We start from the raw sequence: 18407 nt of genomic DNA, 5'->3' as shown, positions 1-18407 counted from the left end.
TCGCGCGATTAGGAGCCGAGGTCAACCGTCAGGGATGATATGGCATGAACGAAATTGTTCGGGGCAAGGACTTGTTCGCCGGTCCAGCGGACATTCGGGAACCGCCCGAGAATCTGGCGATAGGCGGCCTCCAGCTGCATGTTGGCAACCCGCTGGCCAAGGCAGACATGCGGTCCGTGGCCGAAGGAGAGGTGCTCCTTCGCATTGGCGCGGTCGATGTCGAAACGGTGCGGATCGTCGAACTTTGACGGATCGCGATTGGCGGCAGGATAATACATCACCACTTTCTCGCCTTCGCCGATCTTCTGGCCGCCGAGGTCCGTGTCGGTTGTTGCCGTGCGCCGCATATAGGTGACCGGTGTCACCATCCGGATAGCTTCGTGCACGAAATTGGGGAAGCGTTCCGCCTTTTCCTTCAGCTGTTCGCGGATTTCCGGAAACTCCGTGATCAGGCGCATCGTGCCGGAGAGCGAGTTGCGCGTTGTGTCATTGCCCGCGAACACGATCAGCAGCCAGGAGCCGTCCAGGAATTCAGGTGACAGCGGCTTGCCGTCAATCTCGACATTGGCGATGGCCGAGAGAAGATCAGCCTGCGGATTTTTCCGGCGCTCGTCCAGCAGGTAGCGGCCATACTCGAACATCGCCTGGATTTCAGTCATGAAGGTCATGATCTGCTCGGGCGTGACATTGCCGAGGCCTTCCTGCTGCGCCTGGTATTGCGACGTCTCGAGGAAGTGCATCCAGTGGACGAGCTTTGGCCGGTCTTCTGGTGGCACGCCGAGAATTTCGCACAGCGTGAACAGCGGCAGTTCGGCGGAAAACATTTCCACCATATCGACCACAGGGCCACGGGCCTGCATGGCATCGAGCAGCCGGGTGACTTCCGCCTCGACGCGCTTCCTCAGTTCAGAGACGAAATCGGCGCGGAAGTATGCCATATGCTCCATGCGAAGGGGCGTATGGTAGGGCCGGTCGAGGTTGATCAGCGAGTTCAAGGAGGATGAATGCAGCAGGGGATGGCGTGGCACGCCCTCCATGCCGTAATTCATCAGGATACCGCCTTTCTGCGAGGAGAAAGTGCCTGGATCGAGCTCAACCTTCTTCACAAGGTCATAGCTCGTCACGGCCCAGAAACCGGCCCCCATGATTTCCGGATGCCACATCACCGGCGCATGGGCGCGCATCTCGGCGAAGGCGTCATGCGTGTAGCCGCCATGGCGGGAAAAGACTTCCGGATCAGTGAGGTTCACCGGGGGCGTAAAGTCAAACGCCCGGCCAAACTTAGGGTCCTTCGGGGGGCTTTCGACCTGATAGGTGTCGGTCACATTCACCAGGGCCATGGTTGCCTCCTGAACGGTGGGGATTGCAGGCGCGCCGGGCGGCGCTCCACAAGGATCAGAACTTGTACCGTACCGGGATCGATTTCGGCCCGCCGACGAAGTTTGCCTTGATGAAGGTCGGCTCGCCGGCAAGCTCGATCGATTTCACGCGGCTGAACAGCTCCTCATAGATCGCCTGCATTTCAAGCCGTGCGAGGTGCATGCCCAGGCACATATGCCCGCCATAGCCGAAGGAGATCAGCCGGTTCGGGCTTCGGTCGGCCTTGAAGGTGAAGGGGTCGTCGAAGACTTCCTCGTCGCGGTTGCCGGACGGGTAGCACAGCAGCAGGCTTTCGCCTTTCAGGATGTTCTTGCCACGGAGGGTATAATCCTCCTGCGCGGTGCGCATGAAATGCTTCACAGGCGTCGTCCAGCGGATCGCTTCATCGACCGCCGTGCGAGAGATGGCCTTGGGATCAGCCATCATCTTCTTCAACTCAGCCGGGTTCTGCAGCATCCCGAGCACGCCGCCGCCGGTTGAGGCACTCGTCGTGTCATGGCCGGCGGCCGCGACGATGATGTAATAGCTCATCGCTTCGAGCTGGCCGATGGGTTCGTCGTCCACCATGCCGTTGGCGATCACGGTGGACACATCATCCTTCGGATTGGCGCGCCGGTCGGCGGTGATCGAGGTGAAATACATGAAGAATTCGGCGAGTGTCGCCTGAATGGAGGCGAGGCCTTTCTCCACATCGCGCTCCTCGGCGAGCGACTTGTCGCGCATCAGGTCTTCATCCTGCGCGCCGAAAATCTCCTGCGTCAGTTTCAGCATCATCGGCTCGTCCGATTCCGGAACGCCAAGGATCTGCATGATCACGCGCAGCGGGTAATACAGCGCCACATCGCGCTGGAAATCACATTCGCCGCCGAGGTCTTCCATCCGGTCGACATACTGCTTTGCGATGGATTTGACCGCGTCTTCGCGCTTCTTCACATTCTGCGGCATGAACCATTCCTGGGTCAGGTGGCGCAGCTTGTAGTGCAGCGGGTCGTCGAGCTGGACGAGGGTCTTGAGAAGGTGGGGCTGGCCGAACTTGGCGTAAACGCCCTTTTCGGCCTCATGATAGGACAGCATCTCGCGCTGGCCGTTGGTGAACAGCTGGTTCTGGCGCGACACTTCCATGATGTCGGCATGTTTGGTCACCGCCCAGAAGGGCCGGAACGCCTCCGGCTCGCACCAGGCGAGCGGATCCTCGGCGCGCAGGCGGGCGAAGGCGGCGTCGAGCACTTTCTGATCGGCATAGACTGCCGGGGTCACGATCTGGTCGCATGTCGCTGCCGCTGCTGCGGTCATCGTGCGGGAGGGATCTTTCTTCGTGTCCGGCGGTACTGCCAGAACAGCCGTATCAGACATCGCGTGCGTATCCTTCGGGTCCGGGGTTACGGCTTCGCTCGCCGCTTGCCCTTCAATTTATCCGAAGGCCCCCGCCTGCCAAGGCGTGACTTTGGGTCAGCTTGTGGCTTTGCCGGTGCGGCACCTGGCGTGAAGCCGAGAATTCCGAGTGTTTCGGAAAGGATATCTCCCGGGATTTCGTCCACCTGGCCGGGCCTGAGATCGGTCAGCAGGAACGGGCCATAGCTGACCCGGATCAGCCGGTTGACGGTCAGGCCGACCGACTCAAGCGCCTTGCGCACTTCGCGGTTCTTCCCCTCGGTCAGCGTCACCGTCAGCCAGGAGTTTGCGCCGAGCTCGCGGTCGAAAACGGCCTTGATCGGCTGGTACTTTACGCCCTCGACCGTGATGCCGGCTGCGAGTTCATCTATCTTCAGCTGGGTGACGGTGCCTTTCGCGCGGACGCGGTAAGTGCGCTCCAGCGCGTTCTTCGGGAGCTCCAGGAAGCGCGCCAGCTCCCCGTCATTGGTCAGCAGCAGGAGGCCCTCGGTCGTCAGGTCGAGCCGGCCGATGGTGACCACGCGGGGCAGGGATTTGGGCAGTTCGTCAAAGATCGTGCGCCGCCCGGCCGGGTCGTTGGTTGTGGTGATGAGGCCGGAGGGCTTGTGATAGCGCCAGAGCCGGGTGGCATCCGGCGCCTTGACCGTGCGCCGGCCGACCTTGATCAGCTCCCGGCCCGTCACCTTGAAGGCGGGTGATGTCAGTTTCTGGCCGTTGACGCTCACATCGCCGGCTTCGATCAGCCGCTCGATCTCGCGGCGCGAGGCGATGCCGGCGCGCGCGAGATATTTGGCGATGCGCTCGCCCTCGCTCCAGTCTGCCGGCGTGGCAGCAGGTTTGCGGGGCAGGGCGGTCCGTTTCGGGCCGGAGGGTTTCCGGCGGGGGCGGGCCGTCTCACGACGTTCCGGCATGGCAATGTCTTTCTGTGGGCCGCAGGGCGTGCGGGCTAACCCAGCAAGTGCAGGACAGGCGCCCCGATGGCAAGGCCGAGCGCCACCTCCGTCGCCATCCAGATCGGGATGATGCGGGCGCCGGCGACCTGCTCGCGGTCGAGCAGTAGCGACAGGGCCCGCCCGAGGGCTGCGCCGAGCCAGCCTGCGGCCACAGGCAGGGTCGCCAATGCAGACGCCGTGGGCGGCGTTGCCAGCACAATCGCCAGCGCAACGGCGTGCACCATGAAGAACAGGCCGCCATAGGTTCCCCGGAATTCTGAATATCCCCCGGGCTTTGCGGGATCTGCCACCAGCCTGACGACCCCGGAGGCCCAGCGCGGGGAGATCATCGCCCCGAGGCCCATCAGGGCGCCGAGGCTGAGGCCGATGACGGCGGCGATCTCGGTGAGCTGCATCGGGTTGCTTTCTCTGCTGCAAGTTCTGTGGTGCCAGCCCGCCAGAAGGAACGCCTGCAAAACGCAGCTGGTTTCCTGAATTTCTCGTAAACCCTAACGCAATTTTCCAGAAAATTAACCTTTTGGGCGGCTCAATCTCCTTGAGTACGCCGGCATCCGGGCCCTGGTTCAGGCCGTTGCCGCGCCCCGCGTAAGCACGAGGACGCCCGCCCATGCGCATGAAGATGTTCGCCGCAGAATCCATGGAAGCTGCCAAGGCGATGATCTTTGCTGAGATGGGCGAGGACGCCGTGATCCTGTCCGAGCGCGAAGTGGATGGCGGCGGCGTGGAAGTGCGCGCCGCGACCGAGCGGGCAGGGCAGGCCGCCATCGGGAATGAGCCTGTCTTCCTGCGTGAAGCGCGCGGCATGGGTCATGGCCGCGGCCTGGATAATCCGGTCTTTGCCCGGGTGCGCGATGCGCTCCTCTGGCACGGCGCGCCGCAGCGCTTTGCAGAGCGCGTGGCCAATGAGGGTGCAGGGCGCCTGCCGGGCGGCTTTGCGACGCCGGAAGAAGCCATGGCGGAGGGGCTCGACCGGCTCGTCACCTGCGATCCGGTTCCGGCCCGTCTTGACCGCGATATCCTGCTGGTCGGCCCGCCGGGTCATGGCCGTACGTCGGTGGCTGCCAAGCTGACGCGCCGGGCCTCGGTGGCGCGCACCGAAATTACTCCGCTTGCGGCCGATCTCGATGGCTCTGCCGGCGGAGAGCAGCTTGCGGCCTATCTGGAGCGGGAGCGCAGCCAGATCCGCATTGCCGAGACGCCGGATGCCTTGTTTGCTCAATTGCGGGAGTTGCGCGATGCCAGCCGGCGCTGCGTGATCGACCTGCCGGCCATCAATCCGTTCGAGGGCGAGGATCTGGCAAGCCTTGGCGACCTTGTCGCCGCGATCCGCGCCGAGCCGGTTCTGGTGCTCTCGGCGGAGGGCCATCCGGACGATCTTTCCGAATCCGCTCGCGCCTTCTACCGCGCCGGCGTGCGCCGCGCTGTGCTGACCAAGCTGGATGTGGTGCGCCGCCGGGGCGGGGCGATTGCAGCGCTGACATCTGCCGGCATTGCCTTCTCGCACCTTGCAATATCCCCTTTCATCGGCGGCGGGCTCGTTCCGGCTGCCCCCTCCCGCCTCGCTGCCCTTCTGATGGAAGACGCACGAGGCGACGTGATCTCCCTCAAAGGAGCTGCCTGATCCCATGAGTTTCGCGCTTCGCAGATCCCAGGACCGCCCGCCCGTGCGCCCGCCCCCCCGTGTGACCCCCGCTTCCTTCATCGCCGTTGCCAGCGGCAAGGGCGGGGTCGGCAAGACTTTCGTGTCGATTTCCCTCTCCTCGGCGCTCGCCCAGCTGGGCCGCAGGGTGCTGCTGGTTGATGGCGACCTTGGCCTTGCCAATGTCGACGTGCAGCTTGGCATCGCTCCGGAAACAGACCTCGCGGCGGTCGTCGCAGGATGGGTCGAGCTCGAGGATGCCGTTACACCGATTGATGGCGGTGCTGGCCATGGCGGGTTCGATGTGCTGCCCGGCCGCTCCGGCTCCGGCGCACTCGCCGAGCTGCCGACCGACCAGGTCGCGCGGCTTGCCGCCGGTCTCTCCGCCCTGTCGCTGCAGTATGACCATGTCGTCATGGATCTTGGCGCCGGGATCGAGGCGAACTGTATGCGCCTTGCCCGTACCGGCGACCGCGCGCTGATCGTGATTACCGACGATCCCTCTTCAATGACGGATGGGTATGCCTTCATCAAGGTGCTGCGCGGCTATGACCCGCGCGTTGAGCCGCTCATCTGCATCAACCTTGCTGACACGCGCGCCGCCGGCCAGCGCACCTATGAAGCCGTCGCCCGCGCCTGCCAGACCTTCCTCGGATTCCGGCCGCGCCTTGCCGGCATCGTGATGAACGATCCGAAGGTGCGCAACGCGGTACGCTGCCAGAAAACACTGATTTCCTCGGACCCGGCTGCGCAGCCGGTTCAGGACGTGCTTGCGATCGCACAGGTCGTGATCGGACAATCTCATGCCGAGCTCGGGAACTGATCCGTGCCGGGAAGTATGAAGAATTATTCAGGGGTTTTGGGGCTGCGTTTACCCCTTGAAAACCTTTCATGTGGAAAAAGGTAAACGCTGGGATTCACAGTTCGGGCCAATCCGGCTACTGATGTTTAAGTTGATTCGGGAGACGAGCCATGCGCGTCCTGCTAATTGAAGATGACCGGGCCCTGGCGCGCTCGATCGAATTGATGCTCAAAGCTGCGGGCTTCAATGTCTATCTCACAGACCTCGGCGAAGACGGTGTCGATATCGGCAAGGTCTATGAATTCGACATGATCCTGCTGGATCTGACGCTGCCCGACATTACCGGCTTTGACGTGCTGAAACAGCTGCGCATGAGCCGTGTGAACACGCCGGTCATGATCCTCTCCGGCAATCCGGACATCGAAGCGAAGGTCAAGACGCTCGGCTACGGCGCGGACGACTACCTGACCAAGCCGTTCAACAAGGACGAACTGATTGCGCGCATCACCGCGATCGTGCGCCGCTCCAAGGGTCATGCCGAGAGCGTCATCCGCACCGGCGAAATCCTCGTCAATCTCGACGCCAAGACGGTCGAGGTTGAGGGTGAGCGCGTGCACCTCACCGGCAAGGAATATGCGATGTTCGAGCTGTTGTCGCTCCGCAAGGGCACGACGCTGACGAAAGAGATGTTCCTCAACCACCTTTATGGCGGCCTGGACGAGCCGGAACTCAAGATCATCGACGTGTTCATCTGTAAGCTGAGGAAAAAGCTGCAGCAGGCGACAGGCGGCAACCACTACATCGAGACGGTCTGGGGCCGCGGCTATGTGCTGAGGGACCCACGACCCGGCCAGAAAGCTGGTGAAGTCGGGCAGGCGGCCTGATCTCCGGAATGGTTCTGGCCTGATCGGCAGTACCCTGAACAAAGCGCCCGGCCCCTCAATGGCCGGGCCTTTTCATTTCCGGGTTCATTTCCGGGCGCGCGCTTCTTCCGTACCCTGACGGGCGAGCGCATCGGCGCGTTCATTGCCTTCGTCGCCGGCATGGCCCTTGACCCATTTCCAGGTGATGTCATGGCGCGCGCACGCCTCTTCCATCGCCATCCAGAGATCCTGGTTCTTCACCGGCTTCTTGTCAGCGGTTTTCCAGCCATTGCGTTTCCAGCCCTTGATCCATTTGGTCAGGCCGTCCTTCACATAGGTGGAGTCGACATGCAGCGTGACCTTCGAGGGGCGTTTCAGCGCGTTCAGCGCCTCGATCACGGCCATCATTTCCATGCGGTTGTTGGTCGTCGCCGGATCGCCGCCGAAGAGTTCCTTTTCATGTCCGTTCCAGCGGATCAGCGCGCCCCAGCCGCCGGGTCCGGGATTGCCGCTGCAGGCGCCGTCCGTCCAGATTTCAATCACATCAGTCATGCATGCGGGGTGGGGGGCTTTGGCCGCGCCGTCAAGCGCGCGTCAGAAAACGGAAATGTCTTCCTGTGAAAGCTGGCGCGCCGGGCGCACGATCGAATGGAAGACAAGGCCGCAGAAGAGGCCCGCAAGCCCGCCGATCAGGCCGCCTGTGATGAAAGCCCCAATCCCCGCCAGCACATCCACGAACAGCCCGAACAGGGCGGTTGTCACACTGACCAGCACACCGCCCCAGATGCCGCCCCAGCGCAGGTAAGGCTTGCCCGCCGTGATGCCGCGCCCAGGCAGGCGCGCGATCGACAGACCGAGGGCAATCGCCGCCGCCGGGATGGTCAGGAAAAAAAGGATGAAATTCAGCATCGAGAGCTGCGCGGCCAGTATGGCCCCGCCGACCGGGCCGCCCTGCGCGATGGTCACGCCGAGGTCGCGGCCCACGGCGCCGCCGATCAGGTCGAACAGCCCGAGGGTGAGGCCCCCGATGATGCTCACGGCGACACTGGCGATCATCGAGGCGCAGAACAGGGCGAGTTTCACCCGCTTCACCCGGCGCGGGCGCGCGGGCTCGGCATAGGCGGGTCTGGCCGCGTCTTCTGTTGCCAACAAACCGGTCTCCCCAGCTGCCCCTGTCAGGCACCATACCCTTCGGCGCTCTCCATCCGTGAATGGAATGCAAGGCGCGCGGCATATTCAAGCGGATTCTTGGGCTTTACGAGGGCCCCTGCCGGCGTCGACGACCAGTCCGCCAGCCGGGTCAGGAAGAAGCGCATCGCTGCCCCAAGGCAGAGCGCAGGCAGGGCCTCCAGCTCGGCAGGCTCAAGAATGCGGACAGACTGATAGCCCGCGATCAGCGCAGCGCCCTTGGAGAAATTGTATTCGAGGCGTGAGGCGTCGGTCGCATTGCCCTCGTCAAACGCCCAGGCGTTGAGGCAGACTGCGATGTCATAGGCGAGCGCGTCGGTGCAGGCGAAGTAGAAGTCGATGGCGCCGGAGAAGCGGTCGCCCAGGAAGAAGGCGTTGTCGGGAAACAGGTCCGCGTGGATCGTCCCGCGGGGCAGGCTTCCGGAAAAGGCACGCGCCGTGCGGATGCGCGCGAAGGCGGCGTCCACCGTTGCGGCAAGGCCGGGCTGCAGGGCGTCAGCCGCCTCGCTGCGCCCCTGCCACATCGGCGCCCAGGCTTTCGGCCCGAGCGAGTTTTCGCGCACCATCGCGAAGTCCTGAAGCGCCAGGTGCATCCGCGCGAGCCCCGCGCCCAGCTCGCGGCACTGACGCACATTCGGGCGGCGCGGCGACAGGCCTTCAAGGAAGGTCACGATCACCGCCGGGCGCCCTTCGAGGCTACGCAGCGCTTCGCCGTCGCGCCCCATCACGGGCTGCGGACAGGGATAGCCCTTGGCCGCAAGGTGCTGTTTCAGGCCGATGAAGAAGGGCAGGTCCGCCGCGTTCACCCGCTTCTCGAAGAGGGTGAGGATGAACCTGCCTTTTTCTGTTTCGAGATAGTAATTTGAGTTCTCGACGCCCTCGGCGATCCCCTTGAAGGAAAGGGCATCGCCGAGATCATACTCCGCCAGAAAGGCCGAGAGCGCTTCGTCAGAGACCTGCGTGTAGACCGCCATAGGCGGGCGCCTTACGCAGTTTTCGCGATCATGTCACGCTGCAGCGTCTTGCCCGCGATCAGGTAGTGGATCGCCGCCCAGCCATAAAGCGAGGCGAAGACGATGATCGACCATTGCAGCCCGCGCGAGTCGGCGCTGCGGCATTCGGCGACCTGTTCAGGCGACAGGACAGTGAGGTCGCGGCAGATCTGCAGCGTCAGGCCAAGATCGTTGCCGCTCAGGAAGGTGGTCTTCAGGAAGGTCGACAGGAAACCGATCATCGTCGGGCCAAGGCCGATACCGATCAGGTTCACCGCGAACAGCGTGATGGCCACCGCCGTTGCGCGCGTGCGGGCATCAACGACGCCGGCAGAGACCGCATACATCGGGCCGAGATAGAAATAGTGCAGCGTCGCTGCCAGCATCAGTGGCGGGATCATCAGCGGCACGCTCGGGGCGAGGTAGCCTATCCAATAGAGCGGCACCGAGAGGCCCATGCCGAGCGCCGGCAGCCAGGAGAGGGATTTCGGAAACCGCACGGCCCATTTATCCGCCAGGTAGCCCGACAGGAACACGCCGAGCGCCGCCATCAGGCCGAGCACAAGCGAGAAGATCAGCGCGGCTTCCGTCAGCGTCAGGCCGTGGGTGCGCAGCAGGAAAGAGGTGGAGAACGCCCCGACTGCGTATCCGGCGAAGGAGGCAATCGCGGCCCCGGCAACGACGTGCACATAAGTCGGCTTGTTCATCAGTTCCTTGAGAACCGTTCCGAATCCATCCGGCACGGCTTTTTTCGGCGCGCCCGGCGGATCGGAATAGCCGCGCGGCGGTTCCTTGACGGTGAAATGAAGGATGATGGCGAACACGACGCCGGGCAGGCCGACCGCGATAAAGGCGATGCGCCAGCCTTCAAGGCTCTTCCAGTCGAACAGGCCGAGCACCCAGGTCCAGCCCCAGGATTCGAGAAGGTGGTGGACGTTCTCGCCGGTGACGTAATCATTGATCGGGCCGGCGGCGAGGCCTGCAAACATGCCGCCGAGCGGAACACCGAGGGCGTAGATCGAGGCGGCTGTCGCGCGGCTGGTAGGCTTGAAATAGTCCGCGATGACCGACTGCGCGGGCGGCGTGCAGCCGGCTTCGCCAACACCCACGAGCATCCGGAAAATGAACAGCGTCAGGAAGCTGACGGCAAAGCCGCACATCACGGTCATAAGGCTCCACAGGGCGAGCGAGATGACGATGATCAGCATACGGCTGCGGCGCTCGGCGATGCGCGCGATCGGGATGCCGAGCGTCGTGTAGAAGATCGCAAAGGCAAGGCCGCCCAGCACGCCCATGTGCCAGTCTTCCAGCTTCAGCGAGATCTTCATCGGCTCGACCAGGATGTTGAAGATCGACCGGTCGATGAAATTGAAGATGTAGACGATCAGCAGCGAGCTGAGCACATAGGCGCGGTACTGGGGCGTACCGTAGCCCGTCAGGTAACCAGCGGGCGCCGCAATGGGCGCCTCGCTTTTGGCAGCAGCATCAGACATCTGCGAGGGTCCCGTAATGCGTGTTGGGTGGATCAGGTAGCAGGGGCGTTGGACCAGCGGTCCTTCACGAAGGTTCGGGCGCAAATCAGGAAGCAGACGCCTGCAACTCCGAACATCGCTGTCGCAAGCGCGCAGGCTTGCCGGATGCCGATGCCTTTCAGCTCCCGGCAGGCTGCGGCGAGTTCTTCGCCCGCCGAGGCGACCGACACGCTACACCGGTTCGTCAATATGTCGGCATAGGCGCTGGAATTGATGGCTTGGGTCGTCAGGAAGTCGGCAATCGAGCCGATCACCGGCGGGCCGGCGCCATAGCCGATCAGGTTCGCGATGAACAGCAGGATGGCGACAGACGTCGCGCGGGCCCGCACACTCACCACCGCGGTGGCGATATTGTACTGGGCGCTGAGATAGAAATACTGGAACAGGTTCGCGATGAGGAACAGGCCGAACATGACCGCAACGCCAGCATCGACAAGGAAACCGGCAGCATAGATCGGGAAGCAGGCGAGCAGGGCCAACCCCGGCACCCAGGCACCGGCGCTGGGCGAGAAGCGGGTGGCTTTCTCGGTCAGGAAGCCGCCGAGGAAGGCGCCGAGCGTACCCATCAGGCCGAGAATAGCCATGAAGCGGATGGCTGTTTCGCCAGCGGTATAGCCAAAGACATACTGGATGTAGAGCGGCTGGAAGCCCACGAGCGAGTAGCCTGCGAAAGCTGCCAGCGTGGCGCCTGCCGACATCATCCAGAAGGTGCGCTTGCTGAAAATCTCCTTCACCGCATCGCGGAAGGGCAATTTGTCTACAATCTTGGCGCCGGGAGGTTCGGTATATCCGCGGGGTGGTTCCTTGATGGTCATCAGCACGAGGATGCCAACGAGGACGCCCGGCGCGCCGACATAGATGAAGGCCTCGCGCCAGGTGAAGTTCTGGACGATCCAGCCGCCGAATACCTGCGCCAGCACGCCGCCGATGGTGATGCCCATGGCGTAGATCCCGAGCGCGGTCGGGCGTGATAGCGGTTTGTAATAGTCCGTAATGATCGAATTGGCCGGCGGCGTGCAGCCTGCCTCGCCGACACCCACAGCCAGGCGCGCGAGGAGCAGCGTCAGGAAGCCGACACTGTAGCCGCAAAGCACGGTCGCAATCGACCACAGGATGACGCAGATGCCGATGATGCGGACGCGGTTGTATCGCTCTGAGAAGCTCGCAATCGGAATGCCGAGCAGAGTGTAGAACAATGCGAAGCCAATGCCCGACAGGATGCCGAACTGGAAATTCGTCAGCTGGAATTCTTCGATGATCGGGCCGCCTACGACGCTGATCAGGATCCGGTCGACGAAATTGAGCGTGTAAACAAGGGTCAGCGTCAGAAGCACATAAGTGCGATAAGAAAACGTCCCATACCCCGTGAGGTGGCCCTGGCCAGACTCGGCCGTGCCACTGCCTGCCGCTGACTGCATACGCGCTCCTCTTTCCTGTTGAACGTCCGCTGCTTCTTGCGGCGCGGCTGTGATGACAGGACGGTAACCGACCGCTCGCAGCCTGCAAGTGTTATCGTTAGGGAAGCAGCTGCGCTTGCTGGCGCCAGCCCCCGAAGGCTTGAATTTTTCGCGCCGCGCGTGTACCCGGCCAGCGCGGCGCAGTGCGCCCGGCGAACAGGCAGGACCTCCCATGAACACGATCCGGAAAACAGCCGCCCTTGGATCAGTTTCCCGGATGAGTCGCGTCAATGCCTGCTTCGATCACCGTCACCTCGGTTACCTTCGCACTTCCGGATAGCCGGGTTCTTTTTTCAGATCTCGGATTCGTTCTCGGCGCAGAGCGCATCGGACTTGTCGGCCGCAATGGCATCGGCAAGTCGTGCCTGCTGCATCTTGTCAGCGGCGCGCTGAGGCCAACTGCCGGAACCATCCGGGTCGAGGGGCGCACAGCGATGCTCCGCCAGTTTGCAGTTGAGGGCCCCGGCGACACACTAGCCTCGCTTTTCGGGCTCGAGGGCGCGCTCGCGCAGCTGGAACGGATCGTTGCCGGAAGCGCCGATGAGGCGGACCTGAACGCGGCGGACTGGACGCTGGAGGCGCGTCTTGAAGCGGCCCTCGCCCGCGCCGGGCTCAGCGGCATTGGGCCGGGCACACCGCTCGCGAGGCTCTCAGGCGGGCAGCGGACGCGGGCGGCGCTTGCGGCGCTGGTGTTTGACGAGCCGGATTTCCTGTTGCTGGACGAGCCGACCAACAATCTCGACCGGGAAGGGCGCGCCGCAGTGTCGGACCTGCTCTCGGGCTGGCGCGGCGGCGCGCTGGTCGTCAGCCATGACCGGGAGCTGCTCGAAGGCATGGACGCCATCCTCGAACTCACCTCGCTGGGCGCATCGCGCCATGGTGGCGGCTGGAGCGCATTTGAGGCGATCAAGGCGCGCGAACTTGCCGCTGCTGAAGCCGCGCTCGACAGCGCGCAGCGGGACGTCGAAGCCGTCCATGACAAGGCCCGCCTCGCAGCAGAGCGCAAGGCGCGCCGCGACGGGGCCGGCGCCCGCAAGGCCGCGAAGGGCGGGGCGCCGAAGATCCTTCTCGGCGCGCAGAAGCGCCGGGCGGAAGCCTCATCCGGATCGCTGGACCGGCTCGCGGAGCGCCAGCGGCATGAGGCAGAAGCCGCCGCCGCAGAGGCAAGGTCAAGGGTCGAAGTGGTGCAACCGTTCACCGTTGCCCTCGCCCCGGCTGGCCTGCCTGCGGGGCGGGCCGTGCTCATGGCAGAGGGCCTGTCGGTGGGCTATCCGGGGGCGCCGCCGGTGGTCTCCGGCCTCACTTTCGAAATCAGGGGGCCGGAGCGGGTTGCGATCACCGGGCCGAATGGCGCGGGCAAGTCGACCCTGCTTCGCACGGTTGCGGGCGGCCTGTCTCCTCTGGCGGGGAGCGTAAAGGTCCAGGTCGCAATGGCGATGCTGGACCAGGATGTCAGCCTGCTGGCCCCGTCGGAGACGATCCTTGCGGCGTTCCGCCGGCTCAACCCGGAGGCCGGCGAGCAGGATTGCCGCGCCGCGCTCGCCCGCTTCCGCTTCCGGGCGGGCGCAGCTTTGCAGGTGGCCAGCACGCTCAGCGGCGGCGAACGCCTGCGCGCCGGGCTCGCAGCGGTGCTCGGCGGCGCGCGCCCGCCGCAACTCCTGTTCCTGGACGAGCCGACCAACCATCTCGACATCGCCTCGATGGAAACTGTCGAAGCCGGCCTGAGGGGCTATAACGGCGCGCTCATGGTGGTCAGCCATGACGAGACATTTCTGGAGCGGATCGGCATTATCCGGCGCCTCAGCCTCAGATGAGGCCGGATGATCTAAGGCTGACGACGCCCTTGGTGCCGACGATCAGATGGTCGTGGACATTGATGTCGAAGGGTTCGAGCGCGTCGATCAGCCCGCGGGTTATGTCGATATCGGCGCGCGAGGGCTGGGGGTCGCCGGAGGGGTGATTGTGGACCAGCACGAGGCTGGAGGCCTGCACCTCCAGCGCGCGGCGCGCCACCTCGCGCGGATAGACCGGCGCATGGTCGACCGTGCCCCGGCCCATGACCTCGTCGAGGATCAGCTGGTTCTTTCGGTCGAGGAACAGCACGCGGAACTGCTCGCGCGGCTCATGCTGCATCTCCCGCCGAACATAGGCCACGAGCACGGTCCAGGACGAGATGACTTCGCGCGCCTTGATCTCTTCCCGGCCCGCGCGGCTGTGCATCTCGCTGATGGCGCGAAAGTAGGCGGCAACGGTCTCACCGATGCCATCGACTTTCACGAGATCGGCGGCCGGTGCGGCGAGGATGGCGGACAGCCCGCCGAAGCGCGCCAGCAGCGCCTTGGCGATCGGCTTGACGTCCCGGCGCGGAATGAAGGCCATGAGGATGACTTCCAGGACTTCATAATCGTCGAGCGCCTCGGCGCCCCGATTGAGCAGCTTGGAGCGCAGCCGGTCGCGGTGGCCGTGCCAGTGGGGAGGCGGGGTCTCGGTCATGGCTGCCTGTGGTAGCTGAGGATGCCGGCCTGCGCGAGAGGGGCTGCGCGAGAGGGGCCGCGCGAGGACAGGCGGGCGAGACGCTCAAGCGTTTCCCGCATCCGATTGCAGCCGCGAAAGGTCAACGCCCATCCGGGTCAGGGCATGGCGCCATTTGTGTTCATGCGCCTCCCCGAAAATCAGGTCCGCATCCGGTGCGCCGACGAGCCAGGCATTCTGGGCCAGTTCGCGTTCCAGCTGTCCCGCTCCCCAGCCGGCATAGCCGAGCGCCATCACGAACTTGCGCGGCGGTGTAGCCGAAGCGATGGCGGCGAGGATCTCGCGCGTCGCGGTCATGCACAGCTCGTCATCCACTTCCATGGTCGCGCCGTCGCAGATCACATCATCGGTGTGCAGCACGAAGCCGCGTTCCGCAGCCACCGGACCGCCTTCAAGGACCGTCACGCCGTCCAGCACGGTCTCCTGCGGAATGTCCATCTGGTCGATCACGGTCTGCAGGTCGATGCCGTCCATCGGCCGGTTCACGACGAGGCCCATCGCAAAGTCCGGAGAGTGCGCGCAGACGAGGATCACGGTGCGGTCGAAGCGCGGATCGCCGATACCGGGCATGGCAATCAGCAGCTTGCCGGTGAGGTCAGTCTCCATCTGCATGGTGCGGGCTCCCGAGGCGTCACGCTGGGACACCGTGGCGGATTTGGCAAGCCTTGATTGGCCCCTCTCAGGGCATTGCAGCCCGGGGGAGAGCGTCCTATGAGCGAGACGCCTAATCAAGGAGCGCGCTGACATGTCGATCAAAGTGGGTGACAAACTGCCTGAAGCCACATTCATGGAAATGACCGCCGACGGCCCGAAGCCGGTGACCACCGCGCAGGTGTTCGGTGGCAAGACGGTCGCGCTGTTTGCCGTGCCGGGCGCCTACACGCCGACCTGCTCTGCCCGCCACCTGCCGGGTTTTGTCGACAAGTCCGGCGACCTGAAAGCCAAGGGCGTCGATGACATCGTCTGCACTTCGGTCAATGACGTGTTCGTCATGGGCGCCTGGGGCAAGTCTTCCGGCGCCGGCGAGACGGTGCGGATGCTGGCAGATGGCAACGGCGCATTCGCGAAGGCCATCGGCCTTGAGCTCGACGCCTCCGGCTTCGGCATGGGCCAGCGCTCCCAGCGCTACTCGATGCTGGTCAAGGACGGCGTCGTGGCGGAGCTGAATGTCGAGCAGGGCGGGGAGTTCAAGGTCTCCAGCGCCGACTATCTGCTCGGCCAGCTCTGACGGTTCGCGCCCCGGCCAGAGGGCGTTAACAAAGATTTACCGAATTGACCGATGATCGGCCTGTTCCGGGTTGGGACAGGCCGATTTTCGTGCCGTATTTATTGAAAAACGGAAAATCGCCACCCATCTCAGACTGACGAAACCTATGGAGAGGGACCCATGGACATCATTCTTTCGGTCATGCTGCTGATCGCGGTTGTCGCGCTCATTCTTGTTTTCTCGGCGTTCAAATTCGTGCCGCAAGGCCATAACTGGACCGTCGAACGCTTCGGCCGCTACACCCGCACGCTGACCCCCGGAATGTCCGTGATCACCCCCTTCATCGAGCGGGTGGGCCGGCGCATCAACATGATGGAAACCGTGCTGGACGTGCCCCAGCAGGAAGTCATCACCAAGGACAATGCGATGGTGTCCTGCGATGCCATCGTCTTCATCCAGGTGATCGACGCGATGTCGGCCGCCTATGAGGTCAACAATCTCAACTTCGCGATCACCAACCTCTCCATGACGAACATCCGGACCGTGGTCGGCTCGATGGACCTCGATGAGGTTCTCTCGAACCGCGACGAGATCAATGCCCGCCTCCTCGGCACCATTGATGCGGCGACCACCCCCTGGGGCGTGAAGGTGACCCGGATCGAGATAAAGGACCTGACCCCGCCCCTCGAGATCACCGAGGCGATGGCCCGGCAGATGAAGGCAGAGCGTTTCCGCCGCGCCGAAGTCCTCCAGGCAGAGGGCGAGAAACAGTCCGCCATCCTGCGCGCGGAAGGCCAGAAGCAGGCCGCCATCCTCGAAGCTGAGGGCCGCAAGGAGGCCGCCTTCCGCGACGCCGAAGCGCGCGAGCGCGAAGCAGAAGCCGAAGCGAAAGCGACCGCCATGGTCTCCGAGGCGATCGCGCGCGGCGATGTGAACGCCATCAACTACTTTCTCGGCCAGGCCTATGTCGCCGCCTTCGAGAAGCTCGCAACCTCCAGCCAGCAGCGCACCGTCATCATCCCGGCGGAGTTCTCGTCCATCATCGGCACCATCGAAGGCATTCGCGGGCTGACCGATGCGGCCCAGTCTACGGCAAGTACCCCGCGCGGCTCCGGCGCGGTGCCCCCGACCCGGTCCGGCGGCTGACGTTTCGGGATCATTTCAGGCCAGTTTATTTCAGGGAGGACCTGACCGATGGAAACCTTGCTCACCCAACTAACCTGGTGGCACTGGCTGGCGCTGGCGCTGATCCTGTTCGGCATCGAGATGATGACCGGCACGTTCGATCTTCTGATGATCTTCATCGCAGCGATCGTGACGGCGCTGTTTGCGGGTCTCGCCCCGGAGGCTGCCGCCGGATGGCAGGGCCAGCTGGTCGTGTTCGGCGTCTCCTCCGCCGTTCTCGTGGCCGGGGGGCGGATGTTCTTCTCCGGCGCGCGGCGCCAGGCGAGCGAGCATCCGACGCTCAATCGCCGCATGGAAGGCCTTGTCGGCCAGCGGGGGTCGGCGACGAAGGATTTTTCCGCCGGCAATGGGCAGGTGAAGATAGGTGACACCGTCTGGGCCGCTGAAGCTGCGGCAGGCGAGGGGGCGATCCTTGCCGGTGACACCATCGTGGTCGAGACGACGCGGTCCAACCTGGCTGTCGTGCGCAAGGGGTAGGGGCCCCTCCGCCCTTCGGGCACCTCCCCCGCTTCGCAGGGGGGGGTATAGTGATGTCTAGGAAAAATTGTCGCGTAGAGAAGTGTTTGGCACTTGTCCAGGAGTCTAGGCGGCAAAAACCCCAAGGCTCGCTTTTCCTGTGACTCTTTTTTCCAGCGTCTCGGTCATTGCTTGCTTCATACAATCGACCACTGCTTGAGGTGTATTCTTGTCCGAGTGCTCGAATAAAAACGCATCGTGCATCGGCAGCAATATCCGGCAGTCTGGCAGCGATGAAAGCTTGAGCAGCGCCTTCTTGAAAATCAGAGATCCAGTTCCCTGAACACACTGACTAATCATGGAACGCATTTCGCGTTTTCCAAATGGCGGGGTAGTGTTGGCGACGATATAGTTCCCGAGCACAGTCGAGATTCTCGAGTCTAGTTCGTATTTTTGAGCCATCTCACCTTTCCAAGCTTCGTATCGACTGAACTGTGCGAAGGCTGCCTTCGCCTTGCTTCTCTCCACGCCCAAGGATACGGCAGCATCCACTACCGCTTTTCTGGGCATGCCATAAGCGTACGACAGAAACAGCTGCTTCGCCTGCTTTCGAAAGCTGGTCATCCCCAAATACTTTTGAGCAAAGCTGTCGTACATATCACTGGAGTTGAACAGATTGATAAGCTCCTCATCGCCTGAAAGTGCCGCTGACCCAGCCCCCTGATCCGGGCCGTTTAATTGGAGACTCTGTTCGCCTTTCTTTCTGGTTGGGGGTGGGTGGTCAAGGCCCGCTGAGCGGAGCTCTTGCGTAGCTCAGGCGAAGCGGGCC

Annotated in this window: 18 protein-coding genes and 1 pseudogene; 7 read left to right on the top strand and 12 right to left on the bottom strand. The window is 63.6% G+C overall.

Translation table 11 applies throughout. The features are described from left to right. Nucleotides 1-8: 8 nt before the first annotated feature. The 4 genes from ACK4SV_RS03155 to ACK4SV_RS03140 are packed head-to-tail and all read right to left on the bottom strand — an operon-like array spanning nucleotide 9 to nucleotide 4120. Nucleotides 9-1340: a cytochrome P450 gene (locus tag ACK4SV_RS03155; RefSeq protein WP_409916344.1), complete on the bottom strand. Its 1332-nt coding sequence runs from the start codon at nucleotides 1338-1340 to the stop codon at nucleotides 9-11. A 55-nt stretch (nucleotides 1341-1395) separates the two neighbouring features. Further along, nucleotides 1396-2733: a cytochrome P450 gene (locus ACK4SV_RS03150; protein WP_409916343.1), complete on the bottom strand. Its 1338-nt coding sequence runs from the start codon at nucleotides 2731-2733 to the stop codon at nucleotides 1396-1398. A 26-nt stretch (nucleotides 2734-2759) separates the two neighbouring features. Continuing rightward, nucleotides 2760-3683 carry a pseudouridine synthase gene (locus ACK4SV_RS03145; RefSeq protein WP_409916342.1) on the bottom strand — a complete coding sequence of 308 codons (924 nt, stop codon included), beginning with the start codon at nucleotides 3681-3683 and terminating at the stop codon, nucleotides 2760-2762. Nucleotides 3684-3718: 35 nt separating this feature from the next. Continuing rightward, nucleotides 3719-4120, bottom strand: coding sequence for a hypothetical protein (locus tag ACK4SV_RS03140; protein ID WP_409916341.1), 402 nt, complete (start codon nucleotides 4118-4120; stop codon nucleotides 3719-3721). Nucleotides 4121-4332: 212 nt separating this feature from the next. Between ACK4SV_RS03140 and ACK4SV_RS03135 the strand changes: the two genes are divergently transcribed. The 3 genes from ACK4SV_RS03135 (at nucleotide 4333) to ctrA (ending at nucleotide 7050) form a co-directional block, all read left to right on the top strand. After that, on the top strand, nucleotides 4333-5346 hold the full coding sequence (locus ACK4SV_RS03135) for a flagellar biosynthesis protein FlhF-like protein (protein WP_409916340.1): 1014 nt from the start codon (nucleotides 4333-4335) through the stop codon (nucleotides 5344-5346). Between the two features lie 4 nt (nucleotides 5347-5350). Further along, a complete protein-coding gene (locus ACK4SV_RS03130) occupies nucleotides 5351-6187 on the top strand; it encodes an AAA family ATPase (RefSeq protein WP_409916339.1) in 837 nt (278 codons plus the stop codon). A gap of 149 nt (nucleotides 6188-6336) precedes the next feature. After that, nucleotides 6337-7050 (top strand): response regulator transcription factor CtrA, encoded by a 714-nt coding sequence (gene ctrA, locus ACK4SV_RS03125; protein WP_409916338.1) that lies wholly within the window; start codon nucleotides 6337-6339, stop codon nucleotides 7048-7050. Between the two features lie 84 nt (nucleotides 7051-7134). On the opposite strand, the gene rnhA is transcribed toward ctrA, so the two are convergent. From rnhA to ACK4SV_RS03100, 5 genes are read right to left on the bottom strand one after another with little or no spacing between them, the layout of a single operon-like run. Continuing rightward, a complete protein-coding gene (gene rnhA / locus ACK4SV_RS03120; protein WP_409916337.1) occupies nucleotides 7135-7581 on the bottom strand; it encodes a ribonuclease HI in 447 nt (148 codons plus the stop codon). A gap of 42 nt (nucleotides 7582-7623) precedes the next feature. After that, entirely contained in the window at nucleotides 7624-8178 is a 555-nt protein-coding gene (locus ACK4SV_RS03115) for a hypothetical protein (RefSeq protein ID WP_409916336.1), read from the bottom strand. 26 nt (nucleotides 8179-8204) lie between these two features. Then, nucleotides 8205-9191: a homoserine kinase gene (locus tag ACK4SV_RS03110; RefSeq protein WP_409916335.1), complete on the bottom strand. Its 987-nt coding sequence runs from the start codon at nucleotides 9189-9191 to the stop codon at nucleotides 8205-8207. Between the two features lie 11 nt (nucleotides 9192-9202). Further along, nucleotides 9203-10702: a spinster family MFS transporter gene (locus ACK4SV_RS03105; RefSeq protein WP_409916334.1), complete on the bottom strand. Its 1500-nt coding sequence runs from the start codon at nucleotides 10700-10702 to the stop codon at nucleotides 9203-9205. 32 nt (nucleotides 10703-10734) lie between these two features. After that, complete coding sequence (locus ACK4SV_RS03100; RefSeq protein WP_409916333.1) at nucleotides 10735-12159, bottom strand: spinster family MFS transporter; 1425 nt, start codon at nucleotides 12157-12159, stop codon at nucleotides 10735-10737. Between the two features lie 269 nt (nucleotides 12160-12428). Between ACK4SV_RS03100 and ACK4SV_RS03095 the strand changes: the two genes are divergently transcribed. Further along, nucleotides 12429-14012: an ABC-F family ATP-binding cassette domain-containing protein gene (locus tag ACK4SV_RS03095; RefSeq protein WP_409916332.1), complete on the top strand. Its 1584-nt coding sequence runs from the start codon at nucleotides 12429-12431 to the stop codon at nucleotides 14010-14012. Here ACK4SV_RS03095 and radC read toward each other — a convergent pair. After that, nucleotides 14005-14691 (bottom strand): RadC family protein, encoded by a 687-nt coding sequence (gene radC / locus ACK4SV_RS03090; protein WP_409916331.1) that lies wholly within the window; start codon nucleotides 14689-14691, stop codon nucleotides 14005-14007. The genes ACK4SV_RS03095 and radC overlap by 8 nt on opposite strands. Before the next feature lie 84 nt (nucleotides 14692-14775). Then, the gene (locus ACK4SV_RS03085; protein ID WP_409916330.1) at nucleotides 14776-15342 is read right to left on the bottom strand and encodes a YqgE/AlgH family protein; all 567 of its coding nucleotides are present in this window, start codon (nucleotides 15340-15342) and stop codon (nucleotides 14776-14778) included. A gap of 133 nt (nucleotides 15343-15475) precedes the next feature. Between ACK4SV_RS03085 and ACK4SV_RS03080 the strand changes: the two genes are divergently transcribed. The 3 genes from ACK4SV_RS03080 (at nucleotide 15476) to ACK4SV_RS03070 (ending at nucleotide 17599) form a co-directional block, all read left to right on the top strand. Then, the gene (locus tag ACK4SV_RS03080) at nucleotides 15476-15958 is read left to right on the top strand and encodes a peroxiredoxin (RefSeq protein WP_409916329.1); all 483 of its coding nucleotides are present in this window, start codon (nucleotides 15476-15478) and stop codon (nucleotides 15956-15958) included. Nucleotides 15959-16117: 159 nt separating this feature from the next. After that, entirely contained in the window at nucleotides 16118-17083 is a 966-nt protein-coding gene (locus ACK4SV_RS03075; protein ID WP_409916328.1) for an SPFH domain-containing protein, read from the top strand. Between the two features lie 48 nt (nucleotides 17084-17131). Next, on the top strand, nucleotides 17132-17599 hold the full coding sequence (locus ACK4SV_RS03070) for an NfeD family protein (RefSeq protein WP_409916327.1): 468 nt from the start codon (nucleotides 17132-17134) through the stop codon (nucleotides 17597-17599). Between the two features lie 105 nt (nucleotides 17600-17704). Here the strand turns inward: ACK4SV_RS03070 and ACK4SV_RS03065 are convergent. Beyond that, nucleotides 17705-18274: pseudogene (locus tag ACK4SV_RS03065) on the bottom strand (DNA polymerase); the annotation flags it as partial. Nucleotides 18275-18407: the final 133 nt, after the last annotated feature.

It is taken from the genome of Hyphomonas sp., from assembly GCF_046313735.1.
Taxonomy (GTDB): domain Bacteria; phylum Pseudomonadota; class Alphaproteobacteria; order Caulobacterales; family Hyphomonadaceae; genus Hyphomonas.
Note: the sequence above shows the minus strand (reverse complement) of the source record. Positions and strands in the feature narration are given on the sequence as shown.

What these genes read in the sequence shown, in the direction of transcription:
- ACK4SV_RS03155 (WP_409916344.1), bottom strand. Translation starts at nt 1,340, where the DNA reads ATGGCCCTGGTGAATGTGACCGACACCTATCAGGTCGAAAGCCCCCCG.
- ACK4SV_RS03150 (WP_409916343.1), bottom strand. Translation starts at nt 2,733, where the DNA reads ATGTCTGATACGGCTGTTCTGGCAGTACCGCCGGACACGAAGAAAGAT.
- ACK4SV_RS03145 (WP_409916342.1), bottom strand. Translation starts at nt 3,683, where the DNA reads ATGCCGGAACGTCGTGAGACGGCCCGCCCCCGCCGGAAACCCTCCGGC.
- ACK4SV_RS03140 (WP_409916341.1), bottom strand. Translation starts at nt 4,120, where the DNA reads ATGCAGCTCACCGAGATCGCCGCCGTCATCGGCCTCAGCCTCGGCGCC.
- ACK4SV_RS03135 (WP_409916340.1), top strand. Translation starts at nt 4,333, where the DNA reads ATGCGCATGAAGATGTTCGCCGCAGAATCCATGGAAGCTGCCAAGGCG.
- ACK4SV_RS03130 (WP_409916339.1), top strand. Translation starts at nt 5,351, where the DNA reads ATGAGTTTCGCGCTTCGCAGATCCCAGGACCGCCCGCCCGTGCGCCCG.
- ctrA (WP_409916338.1), top strand. Translation starts at nt 6,337, where the DNA reads ATGCGCGTCCTGCTAATTGAAGATGACCGGGCCCTGGCGCGCTCGATC.
- rnhA (WP_409916337.1), bottom strand. Translation starts at nt 7,581, where the DNA reads ATGACTGATGTGATTGAAATCTGGACGGACGGCGCCTGCAGCGGCAAT.
- ACK4SV_RS03110 (WP_409916335.1), bottom strand. Translation starts at nt 9,191, where the DNA reads ATGGCGGTCTACACGCAGGTCTCTGACGAAGCGCTCTCGGCCTTTCTG.
- ACK4SV_RS03105 (WP_409916334.1), bottom strand. Translation starts at nt 10,702, where the DNA reads ATGTCTGATGCTGCTGCCAAAAGCGAGGCGCCCATTGCGGCGCCCGCT.
- ACK4SV_RS03100 (WP_409916333.1), bottom strand. Translation starts at nt 12,159, where the DNA reads ATGCAGTCAGCGGCAGGCAGTGGCACGGCCGAGTCTGGCCAGGGCCAC.
- ACK4SV_RS03095 (WP_409916332.1), top strand. Translation starts at nt 12,429, where the DNA reads ATGCCTGCTTCGATCACCGTCACCTCGGTTACCTTCGCACTTCCGGAT.
- radC (WP_409916331.1), bottom strand. Translation starts at nt 14,691, where the DNA reads ATGACCGAGACCCCGCCTCCCCACTGGCACGGCCACCGCGACCGGCTG.
- ACK4SV_RS03085 (WP_409916330.1), bottom strand. Translation starts at nt 15,342, where the DNA reads ATGCAGATGGAGACTGACCTCACCGGCAAGCTGCTGATTGCCATGCCC.
- ACK4SV_RS03080 (WP_409916329.1), top strand. Translation starts at nt 15,476, where the DNA reads ATGTCGATCAAAGTGGGTGACAAACTGCCTGAAGCCACATTCATGGAA.
- ACK4SV_RS03075 (WP_409916328.1), top strand. Translation starts at nt 16,118, where the DNA reads ATGGACATCATTCTTTCGGTCATGCTGCTGATCGCGGTTGTCGCGCTC.
- ACK4SV_RS03070 (WP_409916327.1), top strand. Translation starts at nt 17,132, where the DNA reads ATGGAAACCTTGCTCACCCAACTAACCTGGTGGCACTGGCTGGCGCTG.